The following is a 10,472-nucleotide window of genomic DNA, read 5'->3' as shown; positions in this document are numbered from 1 at the left end:
GAGCAGCAGGTCGAGGCCGGGGCCGCTGGCATCAGCCTCGACGAGCACGACCCCGGGCCCGGCCGACCGGGCTGCGCGTAGCGCTGCGATACACGCGAACGTCGAGGTCCCCGCCCCGCCGTGGGCCCCGGCGACGAGGACGTGGCGGCCGCCACTGTCGGCCGTGGCCGCGCCGTCGAGCAGTCGCAGCAGCGTGGAGGTTTCACTCGGCAGGGCCAACGCGCGGCGGCCACCGGGGCGCCGGGGTGTGAGGTCCGAGCAGACCGCGATTGCCCGGCCCGCGTTGCGGCACGCGGGTCCGGCGGCCTGACCTGCGCGCTCGTACGCTCCAGCGTCATAAAACATGAGCGGCGTCCCAGGAGAGAGCCCGGCCAGCTCGGTGGTGGTCGCGGTCAGGCCGCAGGCACGCACGGCGGCGAGGCAATCCTCGGCCAGATCCGGGTCATCGACACAGACCGCTACCGAGGCGCGCGCGGGAGGGGCGCCGCGCCGCGGGGACGGTTGGTTGTGGGTGCGTGGTGTGGGCATGGCACAACCCTCGCCCATGACGTCGGACGTCCCGCCCGGAAAACCTGCAACGAAATCAACCGCTGTGGATGGCGGAGAGTTGTCCACAGGCGCATTTCATGTGTCGAACTCGGGTGTGTTCGGGCCCCGGATGTGCCAGAATGCCCATGTGACCACACCCCCTGGACCAGCGCGCATCCCGCACCGCATCGGTGCGACGACGCCTGCGGGCACCGCCGGGGAGGTTGCGGCGTTCTTCGATCTGGATCACACGATCATCGCTACTTCTGCCTCATTTGCGTTCAATGCGGAATTCATTCGCAACGGGATGATGAGCCGCCGCACCCTCGCGAAAACCGCGGTCGCCAAGCTCGCGGTCGAGGTCGTCCCGAGCGAGGTCGGCGACACCCAGCGCGCCATGGACCTTGCGGGCAACGCGGTGCGCGGAATGACCCGCGCGGAGGTCCGGCGGGTCGTCGACGAGACGCTCGAGGAGATCATCACCCCGAAGGTGTTCACCGAGGCCAAGGAGCTTATCGCCGACCATAGGCGCGCCGGGCACTCTGTGGTCGTGCTCTCTGCAGCGGCCAGCGAGATGGTCGAGCCGATCGCGCGGATGCTAGGTGCGGACCAGTTCCGCGGCACCGAACTCGAGGTCGGGCCCGACGGCCAGTACACCGGGGCGATCTCGTTCTACTGCTGGGCAGAGGGCAAGGTCGACGCGATGCGTTCGCTCGCGGAGAAGGCGCCGGTCGATTTCTCGGCGTCGTACGCCTACTCGGACTCCGATTCGGACATTCCGATGCTCGGCCAGGTAGGCCATCCCGTCGCCGTCAACCCCAACCGTCTTATGCGCCGTGAGGCCGTCGAGCGCGGCTGGCCGATACTCGAATTCTCGAAGCCGACGCCACTGTTCCCGTCTTCGGTGCCGAAAACCATGCGCGGCAAGCTCAAGGACAAGCTGGGCAACACCGCCATCACGAGCCGCGCGAAGGCGCGAACCGCGATGGACGCACTCAACCAGCGGCGTCCGCAATAGCGCGAGCCTCGCGCGCGCCGTCGATGATGGCCTCGCACTGGAACGCGATCCAGTCGGTGAGCCCCTCGCTTGTGCCGGTCGCGAAACCGGCGAGCAGCGTCTCGTATCGGTCGCGGTCGCGGTTCCACAGCACCTCGGGCACGCCGAGCCCGTGCGGGTCGAGTCCCGTCGACACGCACACCAGGCGCGAGGCGGCGCGGGCGACGACGCCGTCGGCGTAGCCGAATGGTTTGAGCGAGGCGAGTTCGCCGTGGACGACGGCCGAGAGCACCGGCGCGGCAACGTTCGTGCCGCCGGTGACAAGCGCCGCCAGACCTTGCAGCCGCTCGGACACGCCGGCGTCGGCGCGCGGCCTGCCGAGCCCGTCCGGGTCGGCGTCCGGGACCTCCGAATCGAGTCCCGCCGCGGCGAGCGTGTGGATGCGGGCGAGCTGCTGCAGCGGCGCGCGGGTCCACACGGCGGTGGCGTGGTCGAGCCCCTCACCGTGCATGATCCCCGCGACGCGCAGCGCCCCGGCGACGATCGGATCGTCGACATCGCCAGTCGTGCCGAGCCGGACGGTGCCGCCGGCGAGCGCCGCCGAGGCGCGTGCGGCGCGCAGGCTCGCCTCGGCGGCGGATGTCGCCCAGCCGCGCCGGTTGGCCTGGTGCCGGTGCACGGCCGCGATGGCCTCGCGGGCCTCCTCGAGCGCGTCGGGAATGCCCGGCAACTCGGCGAGCGGGGCCAGTGGATCGGCTGGTGAAGATGTCACGAATGCCACGGTAGCGCCTGCGGTCGGGCGAACGCGACTCCGGGCGTACGCACGTCTACGCCGCGGGCGGGCACGTTCCACCTGGCAGGTTTCCCAGCTGATCCGTGAGCGTCTGCGCGATCGCGTCGAGCTTCTTCTCCGCGGAGCCGAGATCCGGTGCGTCCGCGATTACGGCGACGGCGACGTCACCGCTGGGTGTCGGCAGGATGCCGAACTGCCGCGCAAGGTAGCCGGCGTGCGTATCGGCCGGCCCCCAGCCTCCCTTGAACCGGGCGCCGTCGATGCGACCGAGTCCCCACCGCTGTTCCGGAACGATCGACCCCATCTCGGCCAGCACCGCTGCGGAGTCCGGCAGGCACGGCAGGTTCGCGGCGAACGTCGCCTGGTTCGCCGCATCCCACTGCGTCTGCCCGAACACCGTGAAACCCTCGCGCAACCGCGTCGCCGGGACGGTGGTCGTCACGTCGCGTGCCTCGCGCAGCACGCCTGTGACGGCGGAGGCGGCGCTCTCGCCGCCGCCGAGGCCCTCCCACAGCGCCTCGGCGGCCTCGTTGTCCGATTGCGTGATGGCCGCGCGGACCTGCGTCGCTGCGCCCGGGTTCACCCGGAGCGCGGCGATCGCCAGCGGCACCTTGCTCGTCGACCAGGCGACCCCGGTCTGCAGGTCGCCGAACACCGCGACCTCCTCGGCCCGCCCGACCGGGGCGATCGCGATGCCGGTGAGCTCGGGAAGCGCGTGGCCGATGCTTTCGAGCGCCTCGCCGGTCGCAGGGACCGGTCGAGCAGGCACCGTGGACGGCGGGCGGACCTCGGACGGCCCGGCCTGCGAGGGCGACTGGACGACCTCCGGCACCGTTTCCACTCCGGGCTGGACGCCCATCGCGCCCGGAGCCGGAGCAACGACGGTGTCGGCGATGTGGCGGGCCGGCGGTTCGTGGTCGGGAATGCAGCCGGCCAGCGGGAATACGACTGCCGCGGAGGCGGCCAGCGCGCCCGCGCCGCGCAGCCTAGTAGATATAGACGACGGCATTGTTCCCTCCGGTGCACTGCACGACGTTCGTGCCGGCGGGCGCGCAGTACATCGTGTAGGAGGTGCCTGTCACCGGGCTATGCGCACTGATCGTCGCCGCGCCTCCCCCTGCGCCCGAGGCGAGGTAGGAGTCGCGAACGGACGAGGCGAACGGGCAGCTCGTCGCCGAGGAACCGGCACCGGCCCGCGCGAATGGCCCGCCGCCGAGCGAGGAGCACTGGTACGCGCCGGCCGGGGTCGAGGGAACGGCCGGGGCAGGCGCGGGCGCCGCCGGCTCCACCACGGGCATCGTCGAGGCGGAGTCCGCCGAGTCGGGTTCTGCCTCCGCCGTCACAAATTGGGTCGAGGTCGCCGCGGCGCTCTGGGTGGAGGAGTTGCCGGAACCGAACCACAGCAGCGTGCCGAGCACGGAGATCGCGGCGACGAGCAGAACGATCGCCACGATCGCGACCACGAGCGCCGGGCTGGTGCGTCGCCTTCCGGCATCGGGCGCCCACTGGGGCTGCCCCTGGTAGCCGAATCCGCCATAGCCGCCGCCCCACTGCTCCCCACCCACAGCCTTCTCCATCTCTCCAGGACCCCGTTCGACGCTCCGGGAGCGCCGCCCAGGGCGGGGCGCACGAGAGCTACAGGGGCACAGTGCCAGTAAAAGGAACGTTTATCCGCCGCGTGACCGGTAAAATCCATAGAGCCGGGCCCAATGTGGGCCTCGCCGGAGAATGTCCCGGACGGATAACTGAACTTCGACTAAGAATACGTGTTGGGAGTGCATTTAGGGAAGTGCCATTCCCCGCTCACCCCGGTGGGTGTGCACGATCGCGACGGGTCCCGTCACTCCCTCCGCCGCGGCGGGTGGAAACGGGGCGGGTTCAGAGGCCTTACCTCGACAAAAGGAAGAGAACATGTCTGCACAGGAACAGCTGGAGATGCTGCTCTCGGCGACTGCATTCGATAGCGCCGGGACCAAGGTGGGCGACGTTCGCCAGGTCTACCTCGACGATGCGACCGGGCGCGCCACCTTCGCTTCGGTGAGCACCGGCATTTTCTCCGCAGACGCCGTGGTGCCGCTGTTCGGTTCGCGGCTTCTCGACGGCGAGCTGCACCTCGGCCACAAGAAGGCCGCGATCAAGGAATCTCCCCGCTTCGATAATTCCGAGGACGCGCTCACGCCCGACCAGGAGCGCGACCTGCTCGAGCACTTCGGGATGGAGGCCCCGCCGCTCGACCCCGCCGTCGAGCAGCGTCGCGACGCGACCGTCCGCGAAGGCGCAGCCTCGGGTGCTGCAGATTCCGATGCCGGCGCCGCGAGCAGCAATAAGGACAACGCCAAGGCCGAGCCGGGTACCATCCCCGCTCGCCGCCTCGCTTCCGTGGAGCAGCCCGAAAAACCCACACCCGGCCATGACGGCGGAGCTGCCGAGCCGTCTGCGTCGCCGGCTCCCCAGAGCGCGAAGCCTGCGGAAACCAAGGTCTCCGAGCCCGAGAACCCGTCCGAGCCCCCGGCCTCGAAGTAGGCCGCGCGACTTCTCCGTACGCGAAGCGGCGGGCGCCCCCAAAGTGGAGGCGCCCGCCGTTTCGCATCGGCCCGGCTCACAGGACAGCCGGCCGAGTTCAGCTCACGCCGAGGTCGATGTCCTTTCCGGGGACCGCGGCCAGCAGCTTCTGCGTGTAATCCTCGCGCGGGTTGTCGAACAGCTCGTCGGTGGTGTTCTCCTCCACAACCTCGCCCTTCGACATCACGAGCACGTAGTCCGCGATCTGCCGCACGACGGCGAGGTCGTGCGTGATGAACAGGTAGGTCAGCCCCAGCTCTCCCTGCAGCTCGGCGAGCAGGTCGAGGATCTGCGACTGCACGAGCACATCAAGCGCGGACACCGCCTCGTCGAGAACGATGACCTCGGGATCCAAGGCGAGTGCACGCGCGATGGCGACGCGCTGGCGCTGCCCGCCGGACAGCTCGCCCGGGAACCTGCGCGCCATCTCGGGCGGCAGCGCCACCTTCTCGAGCAGCTCGCGCACCTTCGCATCACGCTCGGCCTTCGTGCCCACGCTGTGGATGCGCATGGGTTCGGCGATTGTGTTGTGGATCGAGTACATCGGGTCGAGCGAGCCGTACGGGTTCTGGAACACCGGCTGCATCTTGCGGCGTAGCGAAAGTTCGCCCTTGCGCGAGAGCCCGCTCACCTTCGTGCCCTCGAACGACACCGAACCGCTGGTCGGTTCGAGCAGCCCGAGCACCATCTGCGCGACGGTCGACTTTCCCGAACCGGACTCGCCGACGAGCGCCGTCGTCGTCCCGCGCCGCATCGTGAACGTCACGTTCTTCACCGCGGCCACGTCCTCGGACTTCCACGGCACCTTCCCGCGAACCTTGAACACCTTGGTCAGGTCCTCGGCGACGATGACGTCGCGGTCGGGGTTCTTCTCCTCGGCCACGCTCTCGGCCTCGTCGACCGACTCCGCGACGACCTCCTCGCGCAGCTCGGCCGTTCCACCGGCGAGCTCGATCCGGCGCGAGGCCAGCGACGGCGCGGCCTCGACGAGCCGCTTGGTGTACTCGTGCTTCGGGTTCTGCAGGATCTGCAGGCTCGGCCCGGATTCGACGATCCTGCCCCGGCTCATGACGACGATGCGCTGCGCGCGCTCGGCGGCGAGACCGAGGTCGTGGGTAATGAGCAGCACCGCGGTACCGAGCTCGGAGGTCAGCCCCTCGAGATGGTCGAGGATCTGCCGCTGCACGGTGACATCGAGCGCGGACGTCGGCTCGTCGGCGATGAGCAGCTCTGGGCGCGCCGCGAGCCCCGTCGCGATGAGCGCGCGCTGCTTCATCCCGCCGGAGAATTCGTGCGGATACTGGTTGACGCGGCGTTCGGCGTCAGAAAGTCCAGCTTCCTTGAGCAGCTCGATCGTGCGGGCCCGCACGGCCTTACGCCCGGAGGCGACGTTGTTGGCGCGCACGGCTTCGTCGATCTGGTAGCCGACGCTCCACACCGGATTGAGGTTGGACATCGGATCCTGCGGCACGAAACCGATGTGCGCCCCGCGCAGCTGCTGGTAGCGCTTTGCCGGGGCGACGCGGAACTTACCGGAGTCGTCGGTGCCGACGAGGCGTGCCCCGTCGAATTCGATCGTTCCGGCGGTGACGTGGCCGCCGCCCTGCAGGAGCCCGAGGATCGCCGCGGCGGTAGTGGACTTGCCGGAGCCGGATTCGCCGACGATCGCGACGGTCTCGCCACGGTACACCGACAGCGAGGCCCCGAACACGGTCGGCAGCGGCTTCTTCTTCGAGCCGAACGCAATGTCGAGGTCCCGGACCTCCAGGAGCGGACGGTCTTCGGCGGCTTCGCGCTTCGAGGCTTCGCGCTTCGAGTTATCGCTCATCGCTTCCGCTCCTTCGGGTCGAGGGCATCGCTCAACGCATCGCCCATCATGATGAATCCGAGCACCGTGAGCGCCAGCGCGGAGGCCGGCCAGAACAGGATCATCGGCGACTGGCGCAGCGAGGACTGCGCCGTCGAGATGTCATTACCCCACGACACCTCTGACGGCGGAAGTCCGATCCCCAGGTAGCTCAGGGTGGCTTCGGCCACGATATAGATACCGAGGCTCGTCGTCGCGATCACGATGATCGGCGCCAGCGAGTTGGGCAACACGTGTCTGAGGAGGATGCCCATCCCCGATTGCCCGAGGGAACGCGAGGCCATCACGTAGTCGTTCTGCTTGGCCTCGATGACCGCGGCCCGCGCCACGCGCGCCATCTGAGGCCAGGCGAACGCGGCGAGCACGATGATCACCGTGAAGGTGTTGCGATCGGCGAACAGCTGCATGAGCACGATGCCGGCGAGGATCAGCGGAATCGCGAAGAACACGTCGGTGATGCGCGAGAGCAGCGAGTCGATCCATCCACCGAGGTAGCCGGCGAGTGCGCCGATGGCGACGCCGACGAGGAGCACGAACGCGGTCACCCCGAGGCCGGTGAGCACCGACGCACGAGCACCGTAGATCGTCCGCGCGTAGACGTCGTAGCCCTGCTTGGTGAAACCGAAGGGGTGCCCGGGTTCGGGACCCGCCTCGGACTTGGCGAGGTCGCCCGCGCGCGGATCGAGCGAGGTGAACAGGTGCGGGAACGCGGCGACCACGACGACGAGCAGGATGATCACTGCCGAGGCCCAGAACAGCGGTCGCTTGCGCAGGTCGAGCCATGCTTCTCCCCACAGGCCGCGGGGAGTCGAGGTCGGAGACTTGGAATCGCGTACGACGACGTCATCCGGCTCGGCTTTCGAGACGTAGCGCGCGCCGCGGTCGTAGAGATGGGAAAGGTCTGACGGTGTCGACACGGCGGACTTTTCGTTCGGGTTCGACTTAGGCATAGCGGATCCTCGGGTCGAGCGCGGCATAGAGCAGGTCGATGATCAGCGTGGCGAGCATGTAGATGATCACGAGAAGGGTGACGACGCTGACCACGGTCGGCGCCTCACTGATCTGCACAGAGCGGAACACGAGCCCGCCGATGCCGTTGATGTTGAAGATTCCCTCGGTGACGATGGCGCCGCCCATGAGCGAGGCGAGGTCGGCGCCGATGAACGTGACCACGGGAATGAGGGAGTTGCGCAGCACGTGCACGGAGATGACGCGCGGCTTGCTCAGGCCTTTCGCGTATGCGGTGCGGACGTGGTCGGCGCCGATGTTCTCGGCGACCGAAGACCGGGTCAGCCGCAACACGTAGGCGAACGAGACGAGCCCGAGAACGAACGCCGGCAGCAGGAGACTCTGTATCGAGGTGTCCGAACCGACGCTTATGGGCGCGATTCCCCATTTGACGCCGAGAAGGAACTGCGAGACGAAGCCGATGACGAAGATCGGGACGGCGATAATGAAAAGGCTGACTACGAGCACGGTCGAGTCGAAGAAGCCGCCCTTGCGGATACCGGCGATGACGCCGAACCCGATGCCGAAAATGGTTTCGATGATGAGCGCCATGATGGCGAGTTTGAGGGTGACGGGGAACGCCTCGGCGATGACGTCGAGCACGTCGCGGTTGGAAAATGTCTTTCCGAAGTCTCCGGTGAAGATCCCTTGCAGGTACAGCAGGTACTGGACGAGGAACGGCTTGTCCAGGTTGTACTGCTCGCGCAGGGTGTTCACGACAGCGTCGCTGAGCGGCTTGTCGCCGGCCAGCGCGGCGACCGGGTCGCCGGGGATGAGGAACACCATCGCGTAGATGAGGAACGTCGCACCGAAGAAGACGGGGATCATCTGCAGCAGTCGCCGCAGGAGATACCAGATCATGGTTGACCTCTAGATGTGTAGTGCCATTGCCCAGGCACGTCTTGAGGGGCGCACGTCGGACCGGTGCCGAACGTGCGCCCCATCATGCGTGTGCGCTGGAAATGATCCCGTTGTTAGTTCTTGGTGATCTGGGTGTAGACGGGCACGGACTTCCAGTTGTACTCGACGTCCTTGAGCTCCGGATTCCACGCCGTGGACACGTTCGAGTACCACAGCGGGATGGCCGGGAGGTCCTCGAGCAGGACGTTCTGCGCGTCGCGGACGATCTCTGCACGCTTGCCCTCGTCGGTCTCGGAGCCGGCCTCGTCGATGAGCTTGTCGAATTCCTTGGAGGAGTAGTCGCCGTCATTCGCGCCGGCGTCCGTGCGGTAGAGGTCCGTGAGGAAGCTCATGGTCGACGGGTAGTCGGCCTGCCAGCCGGTGCGGAACGCCGTCTCGATCGTGCGGTCGGTGACGTCGTCGCGGATCTGCTGGAAGGTGGGCACGCTGGCGCCCTCGGACTCGATGCCCAGGGTCTCGCGAATCTGGTTGGTCACGGCCTCGGCCCACGCCTGGTGGTCACCATCGGCGTTGTAGGCGATGTCGAGGGAGCCGGAGAACGGGCTCATCTTGTCGGCCTCGGCCCAGAGCTTCTTCGCCTCCTCGGGGTTGTACTGGAGGACATCACTGTTCTCGAGCTCTTCGCCGCCGCCTTCGATGGCCGGGGTCGTGAAGTCCACGGCCGGGGTGTGGGTGCCCTCGAATATCGTCTCGGTGATCTCGTCGCGGTCGAAGGCCATGGAGATCGCCTTGCGGCGCAGCTTGCCTTCTTCCCCGCCCCAGTGCTCGAGGCGTTCGGGGATGGTGAACGACTGGAAGACCGCCGCGGGCTGGTTGACGTTCGAGTCCGGGAAGTCGGACTCGTAGGTCCCGTAGTTCTGCGAGGGGACACGGTAGTCCATGAGGTCGAGCTGCCCGGCCTGCACGTCGAGGTACGCGGTGTCCATGCTCGAGTAGATGCGGAAGTCGATGCCCTCGTTCTGAGGCTTCTGCTCGCCGTCGTAATTTTCGTTCGGCACGAGCTGGATCGATTCGTTGTGGACCCAGCCCTCATCGCCCAGCTTGTACGGGCCGTTGCCGATCGGGTTCTCACCGAAGGCGTCCATGTCGTCGTAGGCGCTCTCCGGGAGCGGGCTGAATGCCGAGTAGCCGAGCCGGTCGGGGAAGTCGGCAGTGGGGCGCGAGAGTGTGACGTTGAATTCGGTGTCGCTGACAACCTCGAGTCCGGAAAGCTCGGTCTCGGTGGCGCCTTCTTCGGAGACGTCCTCGAAGCCCTCGATGGGCTCGAAGAAGGACTGGGCGAGCTGCGCGTTCTTCGAGGCGGCGCCGTAGTTCCATGCGTCGACGAAGCTGTTGGCCGTCACCGGCGAGCCATCGGAAAAGGTCTTGCCCTCTTTGAGCTTGATGTTGAATTCGGTGGCGTTCTCGTTCGGGGTGATTTCCTCGGCGACGGCGTTGTTCACCCCACCCTTGACGTCGTAGGACACGAGGCCCTCGAAAAGCAGGTCCACCAGGCGACCGCCGCCGACCTCGTTGGTGTTTGTCGGGATGAGTGGGTTCTGGGGCTCGGTATTGAATGCCCGAATTACGTTGTCGCCGGAGTCTCGTCCGCCGGAGCCGTCGCTGGAACACGCCGCGAGCGACGTCCCTGCCAAGAGCGCGGCTGCCGACACCGCGACAACCTTATTGAACCTACGCACAGAAAACCTCCCGTTTCGATTCGCGGGCGGAGATGACGTCCTCCACCCGCGCGACGACGCCGGGTCCTTGTAAAACCCGACAGCGGATCGCCGCTGATCAACCGCCTAAGGCATGTG

At 67.6% G+C, this 10,472-nt stretch carries 9 protein-coding genes and 1 pseudogene; 2 read left to right on the top strand and 8 right to left on the bottom strand.

The window, feature by feature from the left end; translation table 11 throughout:
- Window positions 1–528, bottom strand: a pseudogene (locus tag K8V11_RS05955) (hypothetical protein); the annotation flags it as partial.
- A gap of 148 nt (window positions 529–676) precedes the next feature.
- Between K8V11_RS05955 and K8V11_RS05950 the strand changes: the two are divergent.
- Window positions 677–1,546: an HAD family phosphatase gene (locus K8V11_RS05950; RefSeq protein ID WP_303911656.1), complete on the top strand. Its 870-nt coding sequence runs from the start codon at window positions 677–679 to the stop codon at window positions 1,544–1,546.
- Here the strand turns inward: K8V11_RS05950 and K8V11_RS05945 are convergent.
- From K8V11_RS05945 to K8V11_RS05935, 3 genes are read right to left on the bottom strand one after another with little or no spacing between them, the layout of a single operon-like run.
- Window positions 1,524–2,297 carry an oxidoreductase gene (locus K8V11_RS05945; RefSeq protein WP_303911654.1) on the bottom strand — a complete coding sequence of 258 codons (774 nt, stop codon included), beginning with the start codon at window positions 2,295–2,297 and terminating at the stop codon, window positions 1,524–1,526. The two genes, K8V11_RS05950 and K8V11_RS05945, sit on opposite strands and share 23 nt — an antisense overlap.
- Window positions 2,298–2,352: 55 nt before the next feature.
- Window positions 2,353–3,327 (bottom strand): hypothetical protein, encoded by a 975-nt coding sequence (locus K8V11_RS05940; protein ID WP_303911652.1) that lies wholly within the window; start codon window positions 3,325–3,327, stop codon window positions 2,353–2,355.
- A complete protein-coding gene (locus K8V11_RS05935; protein WP_303911650.1) occupies window positions 3,305–3,895 on the bottom strand; it encodes a serine/threonine protein kinase in 591 nt (196 codons plus the stop codon). Before K8V11_RS05935 ends, K8V11_RS05940 begins: the two co-directional genes overlap by 23 nt.
- Before the next feature lie 334 nt (window positions 3,896–4,229).
- Between K8V11_RS05935 and K8V11_RS05930 the strand changes: the two genes are divergently transcribed.
- Entirely contained in the window at window positions 4,230–4,841 is a 612-nt protein-coding gene (locus K8V11_RS05930; protein ID WP_303911648.1) for a hypothetical protein, read from the top strand.
- 97 nt (window positions 4,842–4,938) lie between these two features.
- On the opposite strand, the gene K8V11_RS05925 is transcribed toward K8V11_RS05930, so the two are convergent.
- The 4 genes from K8V11_RS05925 to K8V11_RS05910 all read right to left on the bottom strand — a co-directional run bounded on the left by K8V11_RS05925 (window position 4,939) and on the right by K8V11_RS05910 (window position 10,355).
- Complete coding sequence (locus K8V11_RS05925; RefSeq protein ID WP_303911646.1) at window positions 4,939–6,708, bottom strand: ABC transporter ATP-binding protein; 1,770 nt, start codon at window positions 6,706–6,708, stop codon at window positions 4,939–4,941.
- Window positions 6,705–7,697, bottom strand: coding sequence for an ABC transporter permease (locus K8V11_RS05920; RefSeq protein ID WP_303911645.1), 993 nt, complete (start codon window positions 7,695–7,697; stop codon window positions 6,705–6,707). Before K8V11_RS05920 ends, K8V11_RS05925 begins: the two co-directional genes overlap by 4 nt.
- On the bottom strand, window positions 7,690–8,616 hold the full coding sequence (locus tag K8V11_RS05915; protein WP_303911643.1) for an ABC transporter permease: 927 nt from the start codon (window positions 8,614–8,616) through the stop codon (window positions 7,690–7,692). Before K8V11_RS05915 ends, K8V11_RS05920 begins: the two co-directional genes overlap by 8 nt.
- A 113-nt stretch (window positions 8,617–8,729) precedes the next feature.
- On the bottom strand, window positions 8,730–10,355 hold the full coding sequence (locus tag K8V11_RS05910) for an ABC transporter substrate-binding protein (protein WP_303911641.1): 1,626 nt from the start codon (window positions 10,353–10,355) through the stop codon (window positions 8,730–8,732).
- Window positions 10,356–10,472 lie beyond the last annotated feature (117 nt).

It is taken from the genome of Dietzia timorensis (assembly GCF_020742175.1).
Lineage (GTDB): Bacteria > Actinomycetota > Actinomycetes > Mycobacteriales > Mycobacteriaceae > Dietzia > Dietzia timorensis_A.
The sequence above is the reverse complement of the archived record's forward strand: the minus strand, read 5'-3'. Positions and strand labels throughout refer to the sequence as shown.

Bases quoted from the DNA above. Each gene is read 5' to 3' on its own strand.
- K8V11_RS05940 (WP_303911652.1), bottom strand. From the start codon at position 3,327: ATGCCGTCGTCTATATCTACTAGGCTGCGCGGCGCGGGCGCGCTGGCC.
- K8V11_RS05925 (WP_303911646.1), bottom strand. From the start codon at position 6,708: ATGAGCGATAACTCGAAGCGCGAAGCCTCGAAGCGCGAAGCCGCCGAA.
- K8V11_RS05930 (WP_303911648.1), top strand. From the start codon at position 4,230: ATGTCTGCACAGGAACAGCTGGAGATGCTGCTCTCGGCGACTGCATTC.
- K8V11_RS05935 (WP_303911650.1), bottom strand. From the start codon at position 3,895: ATGGAGAAGGCTGTGGGTGGGGAGCAGTGGGGCGGCGGCTATGGCGGA.
- K8V11_RS05920 (WP_303911645.1), bottom strand. From the start codon at position 7,697: ATGCCTAAGTCGAACCCGAACGAAAAGTCCGCCGTGTCGACACCGTCA.
- K8V11_RS05915 (WP_303911643.1), bottom strand. From the start codon at position 8,616: ATGATCTGGTATCTCCTGCGGCGACTGCTGCAGATGATCCCCGTCTTC.